General features: G+C 38.6%; 21 protein-coding genes and 2 tRNA genes. 14 read left to right on the top strand and 9 right to left on the bottom strand.

The genetic code is table 11. From position 1 onward, the window contains the following. Positions 1-31 precede the first annotated feature (31 nt). The 3 genes from OSH00_RS07595 to OSH00_RS07585 all read left to right on the top strand — a co-directional run bounded on the left by OSH00_RS07595 (position 32) and on the right by OSH00_RS07585 (position 704). Positions 32-107: transfer RNA gene (locus OSH00_RS07595), tRNA-Ala, on the top strand. Positions 108-133: 26 nt separating this feature from the next. Further along, positions 134-209, top strand: a tRNA-Glu gene (locus OSH00_RS07590). Positions 210-362: 153 nt separating this feature from the next. After that, positions 363-704, top strand: a complete 342-nt coding sequence (locus OSH00_RS07585) for a hypothetical protein (RefSeq protein WP_004825419.1) — start codon at positions 363-365, stop codon at positions 702-704. Positions 705-743: 39 nt separating this feature from the next. Here OSH00_RS07585 and OSH00_RS07580 read toward each other — a convergent pair whose 3' ends face one another. Beyond that, complete coding sequence (locus OSH00_RS07580) at positions 744-1,697, bottom strand: cation diffusion facilitator family transporter (RefSeq protein ID WP_266129931.1); 954 nt, start codon at positions 1,695-1,697, stop codon at positions 744-746. A gap of 145 nt (positions 1,698-1,842) precedes the next feature. On the opposite strand from OSH00_RS07580, the gene OSH00_RS07575 reads away from it, so the two are divergent. Continuing rightward, positions 1,843-2,643, top strand: coding sequence for a DUF4198 domain-containing protein (locus OSH00_RS07575; protein WP_266129930.1), 801 nt, complete (start codon positions 1,843-1,845; stop codon positions 2,641-2,643). An 82-nt stretch (positions 2,644-2,725) separates the two neighbouring features. Here the strand turns inward: OSH00_RS07575 and OSH00_RS07570 are convergent, their stop codons facing one another. Genes OSH00_RS07570 through OSH00_RS07555 form a run of 4 tightly spaced genes read right to left on the bottom strand, consistent with a single transcriptional unit; the run spans position 2,726 to position 9,024 of the window. After that, positions 2,726-5,905 carry an efflux RND transporter permease subunit gene (locus OSH00_RS07570; protein ID WP_266129929.1) on the bottom strand — a complete coding sequence of 1,060 codons (3,180 nt, stop codon included), beginning with the start codon at positions 5,903-5,905 and terminating at the stop codon, positions 2,726-2,728. Then, on the bottom strand, positions 5,895-7,172 hold the full coding sequence (locus OSH00_RS07565) for an efflux RND transporter periplasmic adaptor subunit (protein WP_266129928.1): 1,278 nt from the start codon (positions 7,170-7,172) through the stop codon (positions 5,895-5,897). The genes OSH00_RS07570 and OSH00_RS07565 overlap by 11 nt, the downstream gene beginning before the upstream one ends. Position 7,173: 1 nt before the next feature. Next, on the bottom strand, positions 7,174-8,538 hold the full coding sequence (locus OSH00_RS07560; protein ID WP_266129927.1) for a TolC family protein: 1,365 nt from the start codon (positions 8,536-8,538) through the stop codon (positions 7,174-7,176). Positions 8,539-8,595: 57 nt separating this feature from the next. Beyond that, entirely contained in the window at positions 8,596-9,024 is a 429-nt protein-coding gene (locus tag OSH00_RS07555; protein ID WP_266129926.1) for a cation transporter, read from the bottom strand. A 308-nt stretch (positions 9,025-9,332) separates the two neighbouring features. Here OSH00_RS07555 and OSH00_RS07550 point away from each other — a divergent pair, with 308 nt between their 5' ends. Both OSH00_RS07550 and OSH00_RS07545 read left to right on the top strand, forming a co-directional pair. Then, positions 9,333-9,686: an SEL1-like repeat protein gene (locus OSH00_RS07550; protein ID WP_266129925.1), complete on the top strand. Its 354-nt coding sequence runs from the start codon at positions 9,333-9,335 to the stop codon at positions 9,684-9,686. A gap of 358 nt (positions 9,687-10,044) precedes the next feature. Then, entirely contained in the window at positions 10,045-10,932 is an 888-nt protein-coding gene (locus OSH00_RS07545; protein WP_266129924.1) for an SDR family NAD(P)-dependent oxidoreductase, read from the top strand. Positions 10,933-10,934: 2 nt separating this feature from the next. Here OSH00_RS07545 and OSH00_RS07540 read toward each other — a convergent pair whose 3' ends face one another. Continuing rightward, on the bottom strand, positions 10,935-11,831 hold the full coding sequence (locus OSH00_RS07540; RefSeq protein WP_266129923.1) for a LysR family transcriptional regulator: 897 nt from the start codon (positions 11,829-11,831) through the stop codon (positions 10,935-10,937). Between the two features lie 104 nt (positions 11,832-11,935). On the opposite strand from OSH00_RS07540, the gene OSH00_RS07535 reads away from it, so the two are divergent. Then, positions 11,936-12,691 carry an SDR family oxidoreductase gene (locus OSH00_RS07535; RefSeq protein WP_266129922.1) on the top strand — a complete coding sequence of 252 codons (756 nt, stop codon included), beginning with the start codon at positions 11,936-11,938 and terminating at the stop codon, positions 12,689-12,691. A 54-nt stretch (positions 12,692-12,745) separates the two neighbouring features. On the opposite strand, the gene OSH00_RS07530 is transcribed toward OSH00_RS07535, so the two are convergent. Continuing rightward, complete coding sequence (locus OSH00_RS07530; RefSeq protein WP_266129921.1) at positions 12,746-13,828, bottom strand: SDR family oxidoreductase; 1,083 nt, start codon at positions 13,826-13,828, stop codon at positions 12,746-12,748. A 98-nt stretch (positions 13,829-13,926) separates the two neighbouring features. Between OSH00_RS07530 and OSH00_RS07525 the strand changes: the two genes are divergently transcribed. The 4 genes from OSH00_RS07525 to OSH00_RS07510 all read left to right on the top strand — a co-directional run bounded on the left by OSH00_RS07525 (position 13,927) and on the right by OSH00_RS07510 (position 17,191). Continuing rightward, positions 13,927-14,304: a MerR family transcriptional regulator gene (locus OSH00_RS07525; RefSeq protein ID WP_266129920.1), complete on the top strand. Its 378-nt coding sequence runs from the start codon at positions 13,927-13,929 to the stop codon at positions 14,302-14,304. A gap of 94 nt (positions 14,305-14,398) precedes the next feature. After that, on the top strand, positions 14,399-15,268 hold the full coding sequence (locus OSH00_RS07520) for a sce7726 family protein (protein ID WP_266129919.1): 870 nt from the start codon (positions 14,399-14,401) through the stop codon (positions 15,266-15,268). Further along, positions 15,234-16,142 carry a sce7725 family protein gene (locus OSH00_RS07515; RefSeq protein ID WP_266129918.1) on the top strand — a complete coding sequence of 303 codons (909 nt, stop codon included), beginning with the start codon at positions 15,234-15,236 and terminating at the stop codon, positions 16,140-16,142. Before OSH00_RS07520 ends, OSH00_RS07515 begins: the two co-directional genes overlap by 35 nt. A gap of 2 nt (positions 16,143-16,144) precedes the next feature. After that, positions 16,145-17,191, top strand: coding sequence for an RES family NAD+ phosphorylase (locus OSH00_RS07510; RefSeq protein ID WP_266129917.1), 1,047 nt, complete (start codon positions 16,145-16,147; stop codon positions 17,189-17,191). 42 nt (positions 17,192-17,233) lie between these two features. Here OSH00_RS07510 and OSH00_RS07505 read toward each other — a convergent pair whose 3' ends face one another. After that, entirely contained in the window at positions 17,234-19,603 is a 2,370-nt protein-coding gene (locus OSH00_RS07505; RefSeq protein WP_266129916.1) for a Tex family protein, read from the bottom strand. A 108-nt stretch (positions 19,604-19,711) separates the two neighbouring features. Beyond that, entirely contained in the window at positions 19,712-20,158 is a 447-nt protein-coding gene (locus OSH00_RS07500) for a carboxypeptidase-like regulatory domain-containing protein (protein ID WP_266129915.1), read from the bottom strand. Positions 20,159-20,314: 156 nt separating this feature from the next. On the opposite strand from OSH00_RS07500, the gene ompR reads away from it, so the two are divergent. The 3 genes from ompR (at position 20,315) to OSH00_RS07485 (ending at position 24,600) form a co-directional block, all read left to right on the top strand. After that, positions 20,315-21,079 (top strand): osmolarity response regulator transcription factor OmpR, encoded by a 765-nt coding sequence (gene ompR, locus OSH00_RS07495; protein ID WP_004825449.1) that lies wholly within the window; start codon positions 20,315-20,317, stop codon positions 21,077-21,079. Positions 21,080-21,413: 334 nt separating this feature from the next. After that, the gene (locus OSH00_RS07490) at positions 21,414-22,874 is read left to right on the top strand and encodes an ATP-binding protein (protein WP_266129914.1); all 1,461 of its coding nucleotides are present in this window, start codon (positions 21,414-21,416) and stop codon (positions 22,872-22,874) included. Between the two features lie 205 nt (positions 22,875-23,079). Further along, positions 23,080-24,600 carry an acetyl-CoA hydrolase/transferase family protein gene (locus OSH00_RS07485; protein WP_266129913.1) on the top strand — a complete coding sequence of 507 codons (1,521 nt, stop codon included), beginning with the start codon at positions 23,080-23,082 and terminating at the stop codon, positions 24,598-24,600. The last annotated feature ends 49 nt before the right edge of the window (positions 24,601-24,649 follow it).

Genomic DNA, 24,649 nt, shown 5'->3' with positions numbered 1-24,649 from the left:
AATATCCCTAATATTGCGCTCACACAGACTGGGGGTCATAGCTCAGTTGGTAGAGCGCTACAATGGCATTGTAGAGGTCAGGAGTTCGATCCTCCTTGACTCCACCAAAAGTTTTACCTGTGTTGCCTCATCTGTCCCTATCGTCTAGAGGCCTAGGACATCGCCCTTTCACGGCGGTAACCGGGGTTCGAATCCCCGTAGGGACGCCATATTCAAGATGGCGACATCTTTGTAAAAAACCCAAGCATAATGACTTGGGTTTTTTATTCTCTAAATTTTAAGTGATTATACTCATCCAGTCTTTTTTGCATTCTGAATGAGAACGATTAGAATAATAGCAAGATGATTAATATGGAGTCACCATGCAATACCAATGTCCAAAGTGTCAAAGCCGGAAAATTCTCCCAGTTGCAAATGGCAACACACCTGCAGCTCGCCCAGTTGTACCTAAAAGCTTGGTATTCTTGATTCCACTACTCTTTATTTTATTGCTTTTGGTTGTCATCAGTATTGTGATGTGGATTTTCAGTAACGGTGCAGGTCAGACATTGCAGATTGCAACAGTTGTGGTTTTTATTGCAACAGTGATTGCCGGTGTGCTTTTTTGGCGTGATCTTCCTGATTTTAAAATTTCCATGCAATCTTTTATGCAAGCCAATAAAAACTGGAAGTGTCGCGACTGTAACCATGAATGGCAAATCTAGAAACATCACTCAACAGATTTAGAAACTAAACCATTCACATTAATGTGAATGGTTTTTTTCTTGAGCTATAGGTGAACCCTGAACATGCTCTGGTGCTGTATGTGAATCCACCATATCTGCATCATCCTCGATTTGCAGGGTCATTTCAGTGATCCCATGCTGATGACTCAGCATTTCCATGGCTTGTTGATACAGCTGGTTGCGATCTGCTTCAGGTGCATACAAATGGACGGTTAAATGAACATTTTTGGAAGTAATTGCCCAGACTTTGAGTTGGTGAATACTTTCCACGCCTTTGATTGATAACAGGTCATTCCGTAACTTCTCAATATCAATTTCCTCAGGCACACCCTCTAAGAGAATATTGATACTTTGTTTGAGTAGAATCCATGTTCTTGGCAAGACCCAAAACCCGATAAGCACAGCAATGACTGTATCAACCCACATCCAACCCGTGAAATAAATAATTGCGCCACCGACGATAACACCCACTGAACCAAGCGCATCACTCAAGACTTCCAAATAAGCTCCCTTGATATTTAAACTTTCTTGGGAACTTGAAAATAAAATCTTCATCGAAATCAGATTAATCACCAAACCAATAACGGCGACAATCATCATGCCTACACTTTGAATTTCAGGAGGTTGGCTAAAGCGTTGATAAGCTTCATAAAGAATATAAATCGCGACCACAAACAACATCAGCGCATTAAACAATGCCGCCAAAATTTCAAAACGTTGATAACCAAAGGTACGCTTATTGTCCGCAGGTAATTTTCCAATTTTTATCGCGACCAATGCAATTGCGAGTGCAGCTGCATCGGTAAACATATGCGCAGCATCAGACAATAACGCTAAACTTTGCGTCATAAAGCCTGCAATCACTTCAACAATTAAAAATGTACTGGTCATCGCCAAAGCAAAGCTTAGTTTTTTGACATTGCCCTCGATGACCATGGCGTGACTATGATCATGCCCTTGTTGTTCACTCATTTCACACCTCTCTTTATTTTATAAATGGGGAGTTCATTTCTTTTTATTGATAATAATTATTATTATCAATAATGATTTTTCTCTATATAATACCTGCACAGCTTTTTTTTGATTTGACACTACACCTCTCAACAGGATGTCTACAATGAATAAATATCTTGCACTTGCCCTACTGTTTTGTTCTTATGGCCATGCACATGAACCTTATATTGCACCGCTAAGTTACATCACTACAAATTCACAAATTCCAGTGATTGGAGCTTATGCAGAAGAAGCTCTCAATGCTGAACATGCACTTAAACAAGCAGCTTTAACAGTCATTCAACCTGATCAACGTCAATTACACATTCAATCGGCGGGTACTTTAAAATCTGCAACTGTTTTTGATCTGGCCTTACCACAGTCAGGTACTTATCAACTGGCTACTCAAGTTTCGTTTCCTCTCAAATATGTACAACATCATAAAGAATGGAAAATGCTTTTTGATGTTGCCGCAGATAAAGCAGGAAATATTTCTGAACGTGACTATGTAGTCCCGTCTGATTTCAAAAAAGCCCCTGTACCAGTCAGTATTCAGCGTGAATGGTCAATCCAAAGCTATATTTCAAAAGATAAATCCTCTGCATTTCAAAACAAAACTAATGCAGTTATACAGATTGAGTTTAAAACCCATCCCAATGACATCACTGCACAACAACCTGTACAGATTCTGATTAAAAAATCAGGGCAAGCACTCAAAAATGCGGAGTTACTGGTTCGAGCTCAAGGTCAAACCGATAAACAAGCGTTAAAAGTTCCTGTCGCTACGGATGGCTCTGCCACACTCACTTTCCCAAATTCTGGACAATATCTGGTTGAAGTCAGTGAAGCCTTCAATTCAACCGCAAAACCAGTAAATCAAAATTACACCATCATTAGCTTGGGCATATTACCCGCAGACAAATAATAAAACCTCACAAAATACAGAGACCCTCTCCTTGTTTTACCCAAGAAAGAGGGTTTTGTTTTCACAGATAAACCGCAGCTTGCTAACTTCTTTCTTTACGCTCATTCATCCAGCGATATATCACAGGCAAAATCACCAAGGTCAACAACGTAGACGACATAATTCCACCAATCACCACAGTTGCCAGTGGACGCTGTACTTCAGCTCCTGTTCCTGTCGCCAATGCCATTGGAACAAAACCTAGAGATGCAACACAGGCAGTCATCAATACAGGTCTTAAACGCAAAATTGCACCTTGCCAAGTGGCATGATAAATATCGAGTTGCTGACGCAATTCCTTAATAAATGTCAACATGACCAGACCATTCAGCACCGCCACGCCAGAGAGTGCAATAAAGCCGACTCCGGCAGACATAGACAGCGGTATTTCTCGCAGCCATAACGCAATCAAGCCACCACATAGCGCAAATGGAACACCTGTAAAGACCAATAAGCTTTCTTTAAAGTTATGGAAAACTGCCATTAACAAAATAAAGATCGTAATCAAAGCCAATGGAACCACCAGCTGCATTCTGGCTTTGGCTGAAGTGAGGTTTTCAAACTGCCCTCCATAACTTAGCCAATAACCTGCCGGCATTTCCTGTTTCGCTAACGTAGATTGCAGTTCAGAAACAAAAGATCCCAAATCACGACCTTCTACATTTGTGGTGACAACAACCCGACGTTTACCATTTTCACGACTCACCTGATTGATACCTAAAATATTTTCAACTTTAGCGACGTCTTGTAACTGAATTAAGCCACCATTCGGTGTTTGAATCGGCAAGACAGCTAAATGTTCTGGGGTACGTTGCGCATCATCTAGACGGATCACAAAGTCAAAACGGCGATCCCCTTGTAAAATCTGTCCAACATTCTGCCCGCCCACACTTGTTGCAACCAAATCCTGAATGGCTCTTACAGATAATCCATATTGCGCTGCTGCTGGTTTATTGACTTCAACATTCAGCAAAGGTAGCCCTGATGTCTGCTCGATCTTAACCGCAGATGCACCTGAAATACTTTGAACCTGTTGGGCAATTTTACTCGCCTGCTGGTTCAATATATCCATGTCATCGCCAAATATTTTGATTCCGACATCACTGCGCACACCTGAAATCAATTCATTGAAACGTAGTTCAATCGGTTGCGAAAACTCACTGTTGTTACCCGGCAATGTTGCAAGAAAAGCAATCATGCGTTGACGTAATTCATCTATGCTTTCTTTCGGATTTTTCCATTCCTTCTGCGGTTTTAACAAGACCACTGCATCTGAAATATTCGGTGGCATTACATCCGTTGCCACTTCTGCGGTACCTGTGCGGGCAAATATGGCTTTAATTTCCGGAAATTCTTTAAGTAACAATTTTTCAGTATTTTCTTGCATTCTTAAAGATTGTTCCAAACTGGTACTCGGGGAACGCATTTGCTGTACTGCAAAATCTCCTTCACTCAGCGTCGGTGCAAATTCACTTCCAATCTGCGTTGCAAGTAGACCTGTCAAAAATAAAATACATAGTGCAAGCGTGATGACGAACACTTTGAAATGATAGGCTAAGTTCAACACCGCTTCATATTTACGCTTTAACCAAAGCATCCAGCGACTTTCTGTTTCCTTGACTTCACCATTTACAAACAGCGCCACCGCGGCTGGAATAAACGTCACGGAAAGAATAATCGCACCCAGAAGCGCCAATACAACCGTCATTGCCATAGGATGGAACAGTTTAGCTTCAACCCCTGACAAAGCAAAAATAGGCAAATACACCACTAAAATAATCAATTGACCAAAAATCAATGGACGACGTGCCTGTTTTGCTGCAAGGAAAACTTCTTTGAAGCGCTCTGATCGTGACAATAATCGCCCTTTAGCATGTTGAGCTTCTGCTAAGCGGCGAATACAGTTTTCCACGATCACCACTGCACCATCCACAATAATCCCGAAATCCAATGCACCCAGACTCATCAAGTTCGCACTGATTTTTTGTTCCACCATACCCGCTAAAGTGAATAGCATGGACAATGGAATTACACAGGCAGTAATTAAAGCTGCACGGAAATTACCTAAAAACAAGAACAAAATAACAATGACCAGAATCGCCCCTTCAACCAGGTTTTTCTGTACCGTTTTAATTGCTCTTTCAACCAGATCAGTACGGTCATAAACCGTTTCAATGACGATACCTTTAGGTAAAGACTGCTGAACTTCTTTGACTTTGGCATCCACAGCACGTGCGACTGTACGGCTATTTTCCCCCATCATCATCATGGCAATACCAAGCACGGTTTCTTGGCTGTTATAAGTTGCACCACCAGTTCGAAGATCATGTCCAATCGCCACGCTGGCAACATCAGCAACACGGATTGGAAAACCATTTTTATTGCCAATGCTGACATTTTGAATATCTTCAATACTGCTGAGCATTCCAGGAACACGCACAGTCAATTGCTGACCATTGGTTTCGATAAAACCAGCACCACGGTTTTCGTTATTTAAAGTCAAAGCATTCTGCAAATCACTGAGCGGTATTTGCAGTTGTTGCAGACGATTGAGATCAGGGGTGACCACATACGTTTTATTAAAGCCACCAATGGAGTTAACCTCAGCTACCCCGGGTACTCGTTGTAATTGTGGTCTAACAATCCAATCCTGAATTTCACGTAAATCCATGGCGCTGTAGGGAGTTCCATCAGCTTTCTTGGCATCGGGTTTAGCTTTAACCACCCATTGATAAATTTCTCCCAGACCTGTCGACACTGGCGACATCGTGGGTGAAATATCATCAGGTAGTGCTGTTTGAGCTTCTTGTATACGCTGATTAATTTGTTGGCGCGCCCAATAAATGTCTGTACCATCTTTAAAAATAATGGTGACTTGTGATAGACCATAGCGAGAAATTGAACGGGTCATCTCAAGCTTGGGCAGCCCTGCCATCGCAGTTTCGATGGGATAGGTGATTCGCTGCTCGACTTCCAATGCCGTAAATCCAGCTGCCTGCGTGTTCACTTGTACTTGGACATTGGTAATATCAGGTACTGCATCAATCGGTAATTTTTGATAGCTGTAGACACCAACACCAATCCACGCCACGACAAACAGTATCACCCATATCGCATTTTTAATGGAGAACTGAATGAGTCGATCAAATAATCCCTCTGCCTGAGGTAATTCCCGGTCTTTTTCTAAATCTAATTGAGCGTCTGGAGAATCCTTAATGGTCATGGCTCGCTTCTCCTTTTTCCAGTTCAGATTTGAGTAAGAAACTGCCTTGCGCCGCGTATTGTTGCCCTTGCTTTAGCCCTGACTGAATTTCAATCCATTGTCCATCACTGGATACCTGCCCCAAGACTACAGCTTGTGCTTTAAATTCAACCTTTTTGTCATGCTCGCTGGCAATAAATACAACATCTTTATCCTCTATCTTTTGTATGGCACTTTTCAATACACGTAATGCCTGAGCAGAGCCTGGCTGTTGAAGTTGGACATTCACCATTAAGTTTGGACGTAATTCAGCAGCATTGGATAATACTTTGGCACGCACTTGCAAACGTCCAGTTTGAGCATCAGCTTCAGTATTTAAACTTTGAATCTGAGCCCTGAAAGTATTACCTGTTTGTAAAGACTTAAACTCAATCTGTTGATTCGGTGCAATAGATGAAAACTCGGAACTTGGGACAATAAATTCAAGCCACAATTGATCTAACTGATCAATCACAAACAATTGACTGGCAAGCTGAACATTCTCCCCCATGACTAAGTCTTTTTTACTAATAATACCTGCAATTGGCGCTGTCATGACATAACGCCCCTGACTTCCAGAAGAAGCCCCTAAAGCAGACAAACGAGATTTTGTTGCTTGCACCTGTATTTGAGCCTGTTTATAGGCATTGTATGCACGCTGATAATCTTGCTTTGCAGAGATGCCCTGTGACCACAATTGACGTTCACGTTCATAATCTTGACGCGCCAGTTCCATTGCTGTTTGTGCAATCTGTAAGTTCGCTTGTTGGTCAACTAAATCTGGAACAACAAGCGTTGCCAATGCTTGACCTTTTTGCACACGTTGCCCCAGCTCAACATTTACAGAAATCACTTGCCCACTAAAAGCAGGAGAGACATGCGCCTGTCGATCCGTATTGACCATGATTTTTGCAGGATAAGAAGCTGACTTTAAAACAGCACCCATTTCTGCTTTGGCAAGTTGTATGCCTTGTTCAGTGATTTGCTGTGCAGTCAGACTAATTGTTTCTTTTTCCTCTTCTTCACTGTGCCCAGCTTCATTTGCTCCTCCCTGAGCCGATGCCGCAGCACCTTCTTCACCATGGGCATGACCTTCCTCTGCATGCCCTTCTTCTTTTGATGAGCTTTTCTTCGATGAAAAAAGTAAAGCCATTGCAATAAGGGCTGTCAGGGCAATAGCAACAATGATCAGTAGGCGTTGAGAAATTTTGCCCTGCTGATGCTGAAACGATTTAAATTGATTTAGCATATTAATTTCCCCCACCAATCACTGGTAGTGCTTGAGTCTCTTGCCATAAGTTTTGATTGATTTGTGCGATCGCATCTTTCGCCATGATTTGACTCGGTTCAATGCCTAGACTCAAACTTTCTGCCTCAATGGCACGTTGCCATCCCTCTTTGAGTAATTGCACTTTGCGTAAACGTACATCTTGCAATTGTAAAGTTGCCTGCTGTACATCCGTTACAGCAAACTTACCCACGGTAAAACCCATTAAAGTTTTACGTTGCACTTGAGCAGCAAGTGGAATCTGAGACTGATCCACAGCATTGAATTGCACTTCCAACCCTTGGAGTTCGGTCAACAATGTGCCGACCTGCAAAGCATTTTGACGAAGATAGAATTCTTGCTGTTTGTTTAATAAATCTTCTTTAGCACGTGCAATCTGCACACCGTATTGTTGGCGGTTAAAAATATTCAATGGAATCGATACCCCCACCACAAGTGCATTATCCGTTTGAGCTTGAGGTGATCGTGTGCGGTTTACGCCAAAATTTACTGTAGGATTTGGACGTGCCGAGGCCTTGAGCTGATCGACTGTCGCTTTTGCCTGCAACACTTGTAAACGACGTGATTTTTCAAATAAATTATCCGATAAATATTCTTGTACTTGTTGATGGGAAGAGGATGGCCACAATGATTGTGGACTCAGGTTGATGCTGATCGATTTATCTGCATCTCCCCATAAATTTGATAATTGCTGTCTCGCAACCTGAACTTGCAGATCAGCTTGGCGATACAAGCGTGCATTTTCAGCATGGCTCAATCGCACCCGATCCACATCAACCTGTGCAACACCACCTGCCTGATAACGCTTCTGGATGGCATTCAAATTTTCTTCACTGACTTTAAGCTGCTCTTGAACCACACTACGTTCCAGTTCAAAAATGGCCAGTTGCGACCATAAATATTTAACAGCAAGTTCGAGCTGAGCTTGGTATATCCGCTGATTTAGATTGCTTTGATCTTTAGAAAGTTGTGCCAATTTTTGAACTGATTTGCGTTCACCAAAAAGATCCAGGCGTTGAGAAATACCTAGCGCAAGCTCTCTATCTTCATTTGCACCGAAGCCTGTTTGCTGTATGGATATCTCTGGATTTGTCCACAGTTTTGCTTGTTTTATATTCGCATCCGCAATCTGTTGTTGAGTTTGCCAGATATTTTGTGTTTGCTGGTACTGCTCTGTTTTCGCGATTGCCTGCTGCAGAGTCAATGACTGTTTTGAATCATTCGCCCAAGCGGTAGAAGTTACAATACCCACCATTAGTGTTCCAAGCACACACAATCTAAAGCGAAATCTAGACTTTTGTACGGTTTTACATGTTTTTTTAGGCATAGAAATGCTCCACTAAATTCAAATATTAGCGGTGAGTGATTTTTCGGCTACCCCACCTTATAGCGGGGATAAAAGAGGCGGCGGGTTAGGAAAATATAGATCAGGTGACTGGTACAAGTTGTTCCAGTAAATAAAAAGCGCTTCTAAATAAGCTACGAATTTGGGTTGCTCAGCATGTTGCTGATCATCCACGACCATAAAGTGAACTAAAGAAGGCAAATGATCGCTATGATCATCATTGAGATGACTCAGATAATCGTTAGCGTGTACATCATGCTGATGCGCTGTTTGCTGTTGAGAAGAGCCATGATCGGTTTGCGCTTCAGATACATGATTCGCTTTGAATTGAGGATGCTGTAATTGATCTTGCGCACAATCAGGCGCGCTATGATGACCAAAATGCTGACTGGCGGATTTCTGATAGAGTCCAGTGCTTTTTTCATGATCACAAAAAGCTGCCGCCACATTCCAAAGACTCTGGAACATGAACAAACTTAGCAAGACTGTGATGAAAACACCTGAACGTTTCACAGATTGAGACTCAAAATCAAAATACATGATGAATATAGCAACTTTGTTGCGCTATTCAAATTACAGAAAGGTAATTTTTAAAAATTCTAAAACCGTTATTAATCCAGATTAATATAAACAAAAGTATATAAAAGACAATTGACAAACTTACATAAAATTATTTGCAAAGTTTACAAAATCAGCTAGATTTATTGATATCTAATCAATTTTTTATGATTAGCAATCTCTTTTACTTTGTTAATGGATTAGCAAGGAGGTTTTATATGTTGGTGCATATTTTTAACCGTTTTTTAGGAGATTCCACATCTCGCCAAGCATTTGAACAAAATGCGTCTGAAGCGACGCTCGAAAAAGCGCAAGCCCATGATTTTGAAGATCAACATTTGAATTCAGATGAAATCGCAAATCGTAATGCGATGTGGTGTTATCTCAGAGCCGCTTTACGCGGAGATCAGGAAGCCCAGTATAAAATGGGGCTAAGTTATCTCAACGGACAACTGGGTTTAGATCGTAGTTATAGTCATGCTGAGAAGTGGCTTGAACAAGCTGCGCATCAAGGTCATCTGCATGCAAAAGAACAGTTAAAGAAAGCCTATGACGAACTTGCATTTTCATAAATTATGTTAATAGTAATGTATATATTCTCGTATAAACAGGGCTAGAACAGGCTCTGTTTATTGATCAGTTATAGTTGATTATCCAACTGAATTCATTTGTTTATTTTTCACTCAAACATCGATAGTTTTAACTTTTAAAATTAATTTCAATATGGTAAAAATCACAAAATAAATAAAAAAACTATAGAGTATTTACTCTAAAATATTTTTTAAATTCAGAGGTTTACCACTAGTAATTTTATTTTTTTTGTATATTATTGCCCCCAATAAAACTGACTATCTTTTATACAAGGATAGCTTCACCCAGAAACAAAAATACAGCTCATATATTCATTTTAGCAAAATCAGGAAAATAGCTATGAATCAAAAATTGGAGCAACTTTTTCAAGAAAAGGTTCAAGGTAAAATTGCATTAATCACTGGTGCATCTAGTGGTATTGGTTTAACGGTTGCAAAAAAGCTTGCTTCGGCAGGTGCTCACGTACTTTTAGTATCTCGTACAGAAGAAACATTGAAAGAAGTTCAAGCAGAAATTCAGGCAGAAGGTGGAAAAGCGGATATTTTCCCCTGCGACTTAAATGATATGGATGCGATTGATTACGTTTCTAAGCAAATTATCGCTTCTGTGGATCATATTGATATTTTAATCAATAACGCAGGCCGTTCAATTCGCCGTGCAGTCCATGAGTCTGTCGACCGTTTCCATGACTTTGAACGTACCATGCAACTTAATTATTTTGGTGCAGTGCGCTTAGTCCTCAACATTTTACCGCAAATGATGAGCCGTAAAGATGGTCACATCATCAATATTAGCTCTATTGGTGTATTGGCAAACGCGACACGTTTCTCTGCTTATGTGGCTTCAAAAGCAGCTTTAGATGCCTTTAGCCGTTGCTTATCTGCCGAAGTTCACTCACATAAAATTGCGATCACATCGGTATATATGCCTTTAGTACGCACGCCTATGATTGCACCTACAAAAATCTATAAATACGTTCCAACGCTCTCACCAGAACAAGCTGCTGATCTGGTGGCTTATGCAATTGTCAAACGTCCGAAGAAAGTCGCAACAAACTTAGGACGTCTAGCATCGATTACCTACTCGATTGCACCGGGAATCAACAATAAATTAATGTCGATTGGATTTAACCTATTCCCAAGCTCTACAGCATCTGTAGGAAAGCAAGAAAAATTAAATCTTGTTCAACGTGCATATGCACGTTTATTCCCTGGCGAACATTGGTAAGTTTAAGACACCCTAGAAAGCTTATTTTTAAGTAAGCTTTCTAGCCACTCAATAAAAAATTGAAAATAAACTGGTCTGTATTTTCTCTCTAAAAATAAAAAATTAACAGGAATCCTGAGGCAAGGCTCTTGTTCAAAAATTTGAATCAACCTATTTTGTGCAATAAAAGTCAGTGCATCAAATGCTGGAATCTGAATGATCCCCAATCCTTGTAAGGCCGCATGTAAATAGCTTTCCGTATCTTCTACACACAGTTTGTAGGGGAGATTGATCTGAATATTTTTAAAACACAAGCGCTCAAAATCTGTATCTAAATTTTTGATTTGATATCCGATCAAAAAATGTTCTTGCAAATGTGCCAAGCTCAATGGCCGTTGCAGCCTATTTAGATAATCAGGTGAAGCCAAAGTATATAAATCAACATGGGCAATCGGTCTTATAATTAAATTTTCATCTTCCACCTTACCCACACGAACCACACAATCCAAACGCTCTTCAATTAAATCTGAATAGCGATCATGGCTATAAATCGAAATTTTAACATTTGGATATTTTTCATAAAATTCATTAAGATAAGGAATAAGATATTGTGTTGCTATACGCAAAGGCAAACCAATTTTAATTTTTCCTATGTGCTCACGATTTTTTAATTTGAAATGATCTAATTTTTCAGATTGTAGAATTAAATGTTTGACCTCTAGAAAAAACTGCATTCCATCATTGGTTAAATTGACTTTTCGAGTAGTTCGATTAAACAGCAAAATTTCATATTCTTTTTCTAGAGCTTGTACGGCATAGGTAATTGTGGAACGTGGTAAGTCTAACTCTTTTGCCACTTGTGCAAATGAATGCTTTTCTGCAACAAGACAAAAAATTTTAAACCGCTCTATTTTATCCATCTATTATTCAATTTTTTCAAACAATCTATTCGATTCTACTCACTATGTAGAATAAAAAATAGCTTCTAGAATTTCAATATTACTGGTGAAGATTGGAAAATATAATGAGTTCACATGACTTAAGAGATAAAACTGTGATTATTACGGGTGGAGCAAAAAATTTAGGTGGTTTGATTTCTCGTAAATTCGCACAACACGGAGCAAATCTTGTCATTCATTACAACAGCCCTGAAACACAAAAGGATGCGGAAGAAACACTTAAAGCTGTTGAGCAACTTGGCGCTCATGCGACTTTAATTCAAGCAGATCTCACCGATATTCAAAATATCGAAGCATTGTTCGTCAAAGCTAAAGAAACTTTTGGGGGTGTGGATATTGCTATTAATACAGTCGGTCGAGTACTTAAAAAACCATTGATTGAAACAACAGAACAAGAGTTCGATTCAATGAATGAGATTAACAACAAAATTGCTTATTTCTTCATTCAATCTGCGGGGAAACATCTCAACAATGGTGGAAAAATTTGTTCAATCGTGACCAGTCTTTTGGCTGCTTATACCGGTTTGTATTCAACTTATGAAGGCTTAAAAGCACCAGTTGAACACTATACTCGCGCTGCATCAAAGGAATACGGAGAGCGGGGTATTTCCGTCACGGCAGTTGCACCAGGTCCAATGGATACACCATTTTTCTATGGTCAAGAAGCACCTGAAGCTGTGGCGTATCATAAATCTGCCTCAGCACTAGGTGGCTTAACCAAAATTGAAGACATTGAACCTTTGGTTCGTTTTTTGGTCACAGAAGGCTGGTGGATTACAGGACAAACTATTTTTGCCAATGGTGGTTATACAACACGATAATGCTGCTCGAGAAAAGTGCCCATTTTATTCAATGGACACTTTTTATTAATCCTCTTAATTTTGTTTGACCCATTCAGCCGTCCGTTCAATCGTTTGCTTGAGATTGGTTTCAGGTATTTTCCAGTTTTGATTCAATTTTAAAAATACATCAATGTCCAATTGCTCTGTACGAATAAAATTTAACATTTCCGCAGATAACTCTAACTTTTGAGCAAGCCATTTCCATTTTAAAATTAATTTTAATATTTTGAGAGAAACAAAATATTGTGGTGCTTTAAGATTTAAGCGATCTGCCGCATGTTGAATCAGTGCCTGTAAAGAAATCTGGGTGGGATTAGCAATCAGTATCTCTTGATCTACTGCCAATTGATCCTGTGAGGCTTTACATATCGCATGAACCAGCATATTCACTGAAACTAAAGGCAAATAATGCTGAGGGGTTGCAGGAATTGCAGTCAACTTTCGTTGTTTCAATTGAGTAATCAGATGCTCTATCGGCTGATATTTGGTGATTTCTCCAGAGTATTCATCTCCTATGACTGTTGCAGGATGTATCACCGTCCACTCAATTTTCAATGCTTGCGCACATTTGATCCAGGCAAAATGAGCCTCAATTTTAGAAGCCTCGTAAGCACCTAGTTTTTGATACACGTGCTGCCAATCTGTTTTTTCTATATTTTTCCGATCAATCCCAGCATCTTCTAGGTTTTGAGTGAGTGTCAACATGTAGCCAGAAAGATGAATTACCCGTTTCAACTGACAATGGGCATTCATATTTTTAAGTAAATTAATAACTCCCCGAACATTCACTTCACGTGCCTGTTGCATGGACAGATTCCATGCAAATAACGCACTGGTATTCACCAAATGAGTCACAGTTGCAAGCCGTTTCCAGTCCCCTGTTGAAATACCCAAGTCTGGCAAGGTTATATCACCTTGTATACACTGTAATTTTTGATGATTTATCCCCTGCTTTTCCAACCAAGCTCTCAAACTTGGTTCTTGCTGCTCACGCTTTCGACACAGTGCAAAAACTTGATCATTGTCTTGAAGTAACTGTGCCACCAGAAATTTACCAATAAACCCTGTTGCACCTGCGACCAATATAATTTTTTCTGTGCTTTGATAATTTTGCATCACTTGCTACGCTCCTTATGTTCACACTTAATCTAAAGGATAGAGTACACTCCACAGTCAAGTCCTTCTTGCAAGTTCATTAAAATTTGGAGCCAGTGATGTTAATCAGTGAGTTATCAAAACAACTCAATCTCAGTCGGGATACGATTCGTTTTTATGAAAAGCTGGATCTTATCCGTCCTTTGATTCGAAATAATGGATATAAAGATTATTCAGAACAGGATGTACAACAATTACAGTTGATTCAAGTTGCTAAAAATTTGGGCTTTACTTTGGCGGAAATTAAACAGATTCTGGATTTGGTCAATGTTAATGAAATTCCAGCGGAACAATTTCATGAGATTTTAACTGACAAGCTTAATGTCATTCGTGAGAAAATCGTTCAACTACAAAACATTCAGCATCTACTTGAAAATCTTGTCATTGGCGAAGCATGCCCATTTAAAAAAGATTGTGATATTTCTGCGATTGCATAATTTATAAAACAGTAAAATACTTTTTTTTGTAGGATTAATTCATATATCATTATAGAATAATAAAATAAGTTAACCTAATTGAATCATATAAATCATGAACATTGAAAGAAAAGTCGCAAAGTTATTTACTAGTAATTGCTTAAATGCAATTGCTAATAACGACTTTTCATCTATAGAAAAATTAAAAATTGATGAAATTGTTCAATATTTCGAAGCTATTAATTATTTAGACTTATATGAAAGATCATATTCTTTTTTAGAAAAAAATTATAGAAATGAATATATTTATAAAAACATGATTGCCAGAAGAATTTTAATGGGGCGACACTCCCTAAAATCTTCAGTTTTGTTATCTGAATTCAGAGTTGGAACAAATAAAGCTGATTTAGTACTTCTTAATGGTTGTTCTACTTGTTATGAAATAAAAACTGAATATGATTCATTAATCAGGCTTGAAGATCAACTAAGCTCTTATACGCAATTGTTTAATAAAGTTTTTGTTGTTTGTGCTTCAAAAATGATTGTTGATGTACATCATTTAATTCCTGATAACGTTGGTATAATAGAATTTACTGACACTTGTAAATTAAAAACTATAAGAGAACCTATTGAAAAGTGTTCAATTGATTTAGAATTGATGATGAAATCTTTAAGAAAAGAAGAGTATCTATTTATAGCTGAAAAAATTTATAAATTAAAAATTGATGTACCTAATACACAAATTTTTGATTATTGTTTTAATATTATTAACAAAGCAGAACCCGAATTTGTTAATAAATTATTCTTAAAGACTCTCAAAAAGACTAGAAAGAATAATATTGAAGCAATAAATTCACTACCAATTGCTTTGACTAATGCATTGATTAGCTTTAAATTTAGCAATAACAACATCCAATCTTTGAAAAAAATTTTTATGGAGAATAACTCTTATGTATTACCCAATTCTGAGGGGAAAACTCAATGAACTCTTAGCTTTGAGAGAATTAGCTTCCTTACAACTTAAATGCTACACACCAGTCATTGAACCTGTTAAAAGAGATATTAAGCCCTTAATAAAAACCATAGAAGCACTGAATAATAGTGGAATCACTCCACATATTATCATTAATCCCACTATTGGTGATTATTCTAAATCCCCTAATGAATTATTTTTTGAATTGAAAAAATTTGAGTCTATAGAATATGAAATTCTTTATTCAATTAATGAAAACACAGAAAAATATCAGGATTTTTTAGAGTTAGGTTCATTTGGTTTGTTTATACAAAAAGGTATTGATCATAAAATTATAGATTTTTCTAGAGCATCACGTATCAATTTTATTCAAAATGATATTAGTCCCAATGTAAAACGATTAATTAAAAATAAAGTAATTTATGAGGATTTCTTTAGAAAACAAAAGAAAAATGCAGATTATCCCTTAGAATCACCCTTTTCATCATTACATAGCTATTACTTAGATGACAAAACTAATATAGGATTTGGAGATTATACAATTACTGGTGAGGACTTTAGTGAAGGTGGAGGTCCAGCTTATGTAGTTACTATTCATTGTTCATATATAGATACCCAAAGGTTTGATGAACTGTTTATCAGGCATTATTCTTCAACTGATGATGGTACTCCCACAAATCCTGGTGCAAAATTTATAGAAGCATTAAAAAAGTTTATTCATGAATATAATAAAAATATAATTCCTTTCATAAAAACATCAGGTCTTGAAGATTTTGAAAATTTGTATCAACTACAGCATTTTCCAGGATTAGGACAAGTTAAAAAAAACTCAATTAAGCACCATATCGAAACTATTAATTCTTACCTATCTTCTAGGATGAAATAATAATGCATAAATGTTGTAGTAATTGCTTTACTGATAAGACTTTAAAATTAAAAATTAACCAAAATGGTCAAATATCACGTTGCCATTATTGTGGAAATAGTGATTCAAGTGCTATTCATATCAATGACTTATATGATTTTATTGCGCCGCTGTTAGAGGCTATATCAAATTCATATATTGAATATAGTAATGGTGTAAATATCATAGAAATTCTGTTAGAAGATTTCGTTTTTTTCAATAATAATACACAAGCTCATACATTAATTAATGATGCTCTACAAGACAAGCCTATCTTATTAAATAAACGTTTTCAGAAATTTTCTCAAGATACTGTAAATGAATGGTATCTTTTTAAACATGAATTAATTCATAATAACCGGTTTTTTCCGCAAACTAAGATATATAAAAATGCATTTTTAGAAAGTGGTAACTTGTTTTCCATTTTTACTGAAGTGATAGAGCAACTAAACTACCAAATTAACACTTCCGATACTTTTTTTCGAGCAAGAATCTCTGATGAAAATTTGACCCATGAAAAAATGGGAAAACCACCTAAGGATAAGGTTTCAATTGGTCGAGCAAATCCTGATGGTATCTCTTACTTATATATTGCTGAGAATATTGAAACAGCTTTAACTGAAGTTAGACCTAGTAATGGACAAACGGTATCTATTGCCCAGTTTAAAAGTATCTCTGATATTAATGTAATTAATTTAAGAAATCCTCGCAGAGATATTTCATTCCTATCTTTAAGCTTGAATGATAATTTTCATAATATTCTAAAACTAGTCTGCCTATTAGAAGAATTTTCAAAAGAGTTATCATTACCAGTTCTTCCTACACGTTCGCGATTAGATTACATTCCCACTCAATTCATTACTGAATTTTTTAAAAATTTAGGGAAAATTAATGGACTAATGTTTACTAGTTCATTCGGTAAAGGTTTCAATATAGTAATTTTTAATGATGACTTAATGAATTGTGTTGAAGCTGTAGCTGTCCAAAATTATCGAGTTAATAGTATTGAGCTTTCCCACGATATTTTATAAAAAAACCGCCTTACGGCGGTTTCATTTTTGAGAAATTAGGGCTTATTTAGATCCCTTAATCCCTGCTTGTAACAACAATGCACCTAAACCACCAATTTTATTTTCTTGAGGTTTTGCTGCTTGAGGCTTTTTGTCATGACGAGGCGCTTTATCCTTATGATCATGATTTGGACGACCTTGTTGTGGACGTTTACCTTGTGGCTTGCGTTCAGCACGTTGCTCATTATTAAACTCACGTTTTTGACGTGGAGCTTTCACTGGTGCCTCTGCTCCCTCAGGACGCATCGATAAATTGACACGATTGCGTTCAGCATCTACCGTTAACACGCGAACTTGTACGATTTGTCCCGGTTTAACAACTTTATGCGGATCTGCCACAAATTCATTGGCAAGTTCAGAAATATGGACTAAACCGTCTTGATGTACACCAACATCAACAAATGCACCGAAGTTGGTCACATTGGTAATCACGCCTTCGAGCTGCATACCCTCGGTTAACTGGCTCACTTCAGTAATATCTTCGCGGAATTTGGCAGTACGGAACTCTGGACGTGGATCACGACCAGGTTTTTCAAGTTCACTTAATACGTCTTGAATGGTCGGTAAACCAAATTGATCATCAACAAAATCTTCTGCTTTAACCTGACGGATAATTTCAGTATTGCCGATAATATCTTTGACTGTAGTGGCTTTGGCTTCGACAATCTTATTCACCAGCCCATAAGACTCTGGATGAACAGATGATGCATCCAAAGGCTCTGAACCATCTTGAATACGCAGGAAACCTGCAGCTTGTTCAAAGGTACGCTCACCCAAACGAGGGACATTCTTTAATGCTTGGCGGTTATCAAAGCGACCGTTCTCTTTACGGTAATCAACAATCTGCTGCGCAATAGCTTTATTTAAACCAGCAATATAACCCAAGATTGCAGGAGAAGCAGTATTGACATCCACACCCACGGCATTCACACAGTCTTCTACCACAGCATCCAGTGTTTTTGCCAGATTGGTTTGATTCACATCATGCTGATATTGACCTACACCAATAGATTTAGGATCAATTTTCACCAATTCAGCCAAAGGATCTTGTAAACGGCGTGCAATCGACACTGCACCACGAATCGCCACATCAAGTTCAGGAAGCTCGGCAGAAGCCAGCTCTGATGCAGAATAGACGGATGCACCAGCTTCACTGACTGAAACACGGGTTAAGTTAAGATCCGTATTTTCTGCCATCATTTCCGCGACAACGGCTTCAGTTTCACGGCTGGCAGTTCCATTACCAATCGCAATGAGGTCTACATTGAATTCACGGCACAGTCTCGCCAGTTCAGCAATTGAACCAGCTTTATCTTCTTTAGGCGCAAAAGGATAAATGGTGCTGTGCGCCAAAACATCGCCCGAATCTGAAACCACAGCAAGTTTGACACCCGTACGGATACCAGGGTCAACACCCAGTGTGGTGCGAGAACCCGCTGGCGCAGAAAGTAGCAAATGACGTAAGTTTTCAGCAAACACATTCATTGCTTCTGATTCAGCAGCAAGGCGTTTTTCCGTTAATAGTGAATGCTCGATGGTCGGACGGACCTTGCCTAACCAAAACAGCTTTGCAGTTTGTTTTAGAAAGTCTTGTCGTGATTGTGGTTGAACTGTCTCAAGATTATATTCAGTTTCAATACGTGAAAGTGGAACATGATCTTCGCCATCAACTTTAAGACCCAGCACATTTTCTTGACGACCACGCAACATCGCCAATAAGCGGTGTGAAGGTACTTTATTTAGGTTTTCAGAGAAATCAAAGTAATCACGGAATTTTTTACCGACTTCTTTTTTCTCTTCAGATGCGACTAAACTCTTCAACACAGCAGTTTTCGCAAAAGTCGCCTTCAACTCTGTTGTCAAAGGAATATTCTGTGCCCAATCATCAATAATAATGTGTTGAATCGCGTCCAGTTGACTTTCAACATCTGGGTATTCTTCATGGCTAAAACCAACCAAAGCTTCAGTAGGATCAATTTGCTCTGCAATAATTTTTTCTGCAATAACACCAAGACCCGCTTCTTTTGCTTTAAAAGATTTACTGGTACGTTTTGGACGATATGGTGCGTAAAGCTCTTCTAAGGCATTTTTTGTTTCAGCGGCATTTACACGAGCAAGCAAATCATCTGAAAGTTTATTTTGTTCTTTTAAAGATTCGATTACTTTTTCACGGCGTTCAAATAAATCACGTAAATAAACAAGGCGCGTATCGAGTTGGCGTAATTGTATATCGTCTAAACCCTGTGTTACTTCTTTACGGTAACGTGCAATAAATGGAACACTAGAGCCTTCATCAATCAGTTTAATGGCAGCTTCTACTTGGTTTGGACGTACGGCAAGCTCACTTGCCAACTGCTGAACTAAGTCAGTCATCGTGTTTAATTCCACAAGGATAAGGACTAAAAGTTAGTGATTATAAAGACCGAGACCATAAAATCCACAATTGTTTTGCAAATTAGTAATGAAAAAAGTGATAAAAGTTCATTTTTCCTGAATTTTTATCGTGCATTCGGGTATTTCATCCTGACTTGCTACGTTCAAATTGCTTTGTAAAATAATTTTTCCAAGCTGCCATTTTGCTCCTTTTCTCTGACCGCCTCCAAAACGGTTGAAAAATTGTAAAGAACACGATTGATATCCTGGTTTACTGACCGTCTCTTGAACAAACACAGGTGGTGCTTCCATATACATGATTTCTTTCAACAAAAAAGCAGAATAGCGTTGCTCTTTTAACTGAAAATTCCCATTTTGGTTGGATTGAGTTTCTCCGACTTGAGCATACGCAATCGGTTGCCCATGACCATCAATCACTTGTCCAGAAATCTCTGGTCGAGATAATCGGCTAATACATGCACTTAAACAACAGCTTATTGCTAAAATACATAAAAGTTTCATTTGCAAATGGTATGTTTTTTTATTTATAAACATAGAACGATCTCAAATATTTATAGATGTTGTCTTTTGGTTTCAAAACAGCCGGAAAATTGTATTTTTGAGCAATTTGATACATAGTCTTAACAAGCGCTTAGGCATTATACTGAGATTGATGAATATTTATAATTTACAACATTAAGGGAGTACATCATGAGTTTGGTTGTACCTGCTGAAAATACAGATGTCGTACAAAACGAAACTGACCGTGTCGAACGTATCCTAGTGGTCGATGATGATGTGCGTTTACGTACCCTTTTACAGCGTTTCCTTGAAGATAAAGGCTTCGTTGTTAAGACAGCCCACGATGCAACACAAATGGACCGTCTATTACAACGTGAGTTATTTTCGCTCATCGTTTTAGACTTCATGCTTCCTGTAGAAGATGGTTTAAGCATTTGCAGACGCTTACGCGCATCCAATATTGATACACCTGTCATCATGCTTACAGCACGAGGCAGTGACTCTGACCGTATTGCAGGTTTAGAGGCTGGCGCAGATGATTATTTGCCAAAGCCATTTAATCCAAATGAATTATTGGCACGTATTCGTGCTGTTTTACGTCGCCAAGTCCGTGAAGTTCCAGGTGCACCAAGCCAAAACGTAGAAGTGGTTTCGTTTGGTCCATGGTCTTTAGACCTTTCAACACGTACGTTGACTCGTGAAGGGCAAGTTGTCACCTTAACCACAGGTGAGTTTGCCGTGTTAAAAGCGTTGGTACAGCATCCACGCGAACCATTGACCCGTGACAAATTGATGAATCTTGCACGCGGTCGTGAATGGGGCGCAATGGAACGTTCAATTGATGTTCAAGTTTCACGTTTGCGTCGACTGATCGAAGAAAATCCTGCACGTGCACGTTATATCCAAACTGTATGGGGCGTGGGTTATGTTTTCGTTCCAGATGGTGCGGAATAATAAAGCGAGAGAAGGTATCTCTATTTGTGAAACAAGGAGATACTGACTTATGGGTGACATTTTTAATAGAAATGTCACCCATATTTTATGGTACTAAGTCAGAGTTGGCTGCTAAAAATAATCAAATCAATGAATTCGTCTAAAGACCAGACTTGCCTATACAATAGAACACTGCTATTTGGCTCTATTTAATTGAATGAATTTATTTTTCTTTCACCCTGAAGTACTCCCTCGAAAATGAATAAATTCACTGTTTTACTGTTGCTATAAATCCCTCATTGATTAAACTAAAATCAAGACATCACACGATATCATCAAGTAACAGGATCAATCTGTGAAATTAGAACCTATAGACCCACAAGAATTTACTGACTTTGTCGCTTACAAGGAACGCAAACGTACACCTTGGGAACGCTTTCTCGATAAAATCAAGCCACGTTCTGCAGCAATGCGAACCACGGTTTTGGTGATATTTGTGGTGTTTTTTAGCTTATTTATGTCGCTCTGGTTTTTCTGGAAAACACTCTACCTCCCTGAAATTCAACAGCATGCACGTTTTCTGGCAGTTGAACTTGAGATGGTCAACAATCCTCGCTTACAGATCTACCATGACGATATTCAGTTAGATATTGATGAATGGTTAAAACAGCGTGTGGGGGTGGAATATGTCACAGATCCTAAAGATTATCCGAATGTTAAAGATAAAATTATTGCTGATTTCTTTACCAATCGCATTGAAAAACAATTGACAGAAGAATTAAAAATCAAAGATGTGACCGTTTACTTTCAGTTTAAACCCAGCCCACGCATATGGGTGCAAACGCCTGAGATGAATGGAAATTGGGTCCGTGAACCTTTAAATACTTATGCCAACTATAGCCCAGAACTGATTTTAGCTTGGCTATTGGGTATTCCTTTAATTGCCGCAGCGATTATTTTGACACTGGTGAGACAGTTGAATCGCCCATTACGTCGCTTGCAACATGCCGCAAATAATTACAGTAAAACAGGTAAAGCGCCTTATCTTGAAACCAACCATGGACCTCAAGAAATTCGTGAAGTTAACCAAGCTTTTAACCAGATGATCTATACGCTTGAGCAAACTGAACGAGATCGCCAAATCATGTTGGCTGGAATTTCACATGATTTAAGAACACCACTGACTCGGATTCGTTTAAGTGCAGAAATGATGTCAGATGATGACTTCTTAAAAGAAGGACTGATTTATGATGTCGATGATATGGACGCCATTTTGAGCCAATTCATCTCCTATATGCGCGATGGTTCAGATGAAGAGTTACAAGACACCAATATCAATAGCTTATTACAAGAACTGGTGATTCAATTTAAGCCTTTAGATATTCGCTTTACACCTCAAGAATTGCCCATCATCACTGCACGCTCCCTTTCTCTCAAACGTTTGATTGGTAATCTGATCAACAACTCAAAACGTTACGGTGCCGAACCTATTGAGCTCAGTGCTTCTTTTGAAGACGATCATATTAAGATCTGTGTTGCCGACAATGGTGAGGGAATTCCCGAAGACCAAATTGAAGGTTTGATGCAACCCTTTGTACGTGGAAATGCCGCACGTACAGTTCAAGGCAGTGGTTTAGGGCTGGCAATTGTGAAGCGGATTGTCGATATTCATCAAGGTGAACTGTCTATCTCCAACCGTCCTGAAGGTGGTTTACAAGCCATCATTTCCTTGCCCGTTTCTATAAAAGTTGAGGAAGAACCGACACCTACAAACCCGATTCAAAAAATTAAGCAGAGTTTGAGTGATCACTTTTAATGATCGCTCAATAATTAAGCAAACAGTTTTGTTTATTTATCACACAGACAACATTATTTTATTAATAAATAACAACTTAAAAACCATCACATAAATTTATACCTACATTTATTGAAAAAATTAGACCTTAGCATTAGAGGCATGCACAATTTAGTTTGAGGGCGGTACAATCCGTCTAGTTTTGAACAAGAATTGAGCGTAAACCATGTCTTTAGATCGTATCCGTTTAGCATCTCTCCATGACAAAGTCATGAGCGCAGAACAAGCTGCAACTTTTATCCAAGATGGTATGACTGTGGGGATGAGTGGCTTTACTCGTGCAGGTGAAGCAAAAGCTGTACCTTTAGCACTTGTTAAACAAGCCAAAGTAAATCCTCTCAAGATTACATTGATCACAGGTGCGAGTTTAGGTAATGATCTAGACAAACAATTGACTGAAGCAGGTGTACTTGCTCGTCGTTTACCGTTCCAAGTAGACAACACATTACGTAAAGCCATCAATAAAGGCGAAGTCATGTTTATTGATCAGCATTTGTCTGAAACTGTTGAACAGATGCGTAACCTTCAATTAAAAAAACCTGATGTAGCTGTGATTGAAGCCATTGCGATTACTGAAGATGGCGGCATCATTCCAACCACTTCTGTAGGTAACTCTGCAAGTTTTGCAATTTTTGCTGAAAAAGTGATTGTTGAAATCAATACCAATTTAAGCCCCGCTTTCGAAGGCTTGCATGATATCTATATCCCAACTTATCGTCCTACTCGCCAACCGATTCCATTAACACAGGTTGATCAACGTATCGGTACGCCTGCAATCAATATCGATCCTGCAAAAATCGTCGGTATCGTGATTAACAGCGAATTCCATGACTCCCCATCAACAGTTACTTTACCTGATGATGAAACGCAATCGATTGCAAACCATTTGATCGCATTCTTTGAGAAAGAAGTTGAAGAAGGCCGTTTGCCTGCGAATCTTGGTCCTTTACAAGCAGGAATCGGGTCTATTGCCAATGCAGTATTAACGGGTCTTAAAGAATCAAACTTTGAAGATTTGGTGATGTACTCAGAAGTACTTCAAGACTGTACCTTTGAATTGATTGATGCAGGTAAAATGAAATTTGCTTCAGGTTCTTCAATTACCCTTTCTGCGAAGTATGGCGAAAAAGTATTTAATAACCTTGAGCAATACAAAGATAAATTGGTTTTACGTCCACAAGAAATTTCAAACCATCCTGAGCTCGTTCGTCGTTTAGGTATCATTGGAATCAACACTGCACTTGAGTTCGATATTTACGGCAACGTCAACTCAACGCACGTTTGTGGTACCAAGATGATGAATGGTATTGGTGGTTCAGGTGACTTCGCACGTAATGCGCATTTGGCTATTTTTGTGACCAAATCAATTGCAAAAGGCGGTGATATCTCTTCTGTTGTACCATTTGCATCACATATCGACCATGCTGAACATGATGTGGATATTCTGGTCACTGAACAGGGGCTTGCAGACTTGCGTGGCTTGGCACCACGTGAACGTGCACGTGCCGTAATCGACAACTGTGCTCATCCAATGTACCGTGATGCCTTAAATGACTACTTTGATCGTGCGTGTGAAAAAGGTGGTCAAACACCTCATATTCTTCGTGAAGCGCTTTCTTGGCACTGCAACTTTGAAGAAACAGGTCATATGTTAACAACACAAGACCAAGCTAAAAAATCTGCATAAGGTTTTAGCCGAAAAAAAACGCCATTCATGGCGTTTTTTTATTGTCTAT

It is taken from the genome of Acinetobacter nematophilus, assembly GCF_026344175.1.
Classification (GTDB): domain Bacteria; phylum Pseudomonadota; class Gammaproteobacteria; order Pseudomonadales; family Moraxellaceae; genus Acinetobacter; species Acinetobacter nematophilus.
The sequence above is the reverse complement of the archived record's forward strand: the minus strand, read 5'-3'. Positions and strand labels throughout refer to the sequence as shown.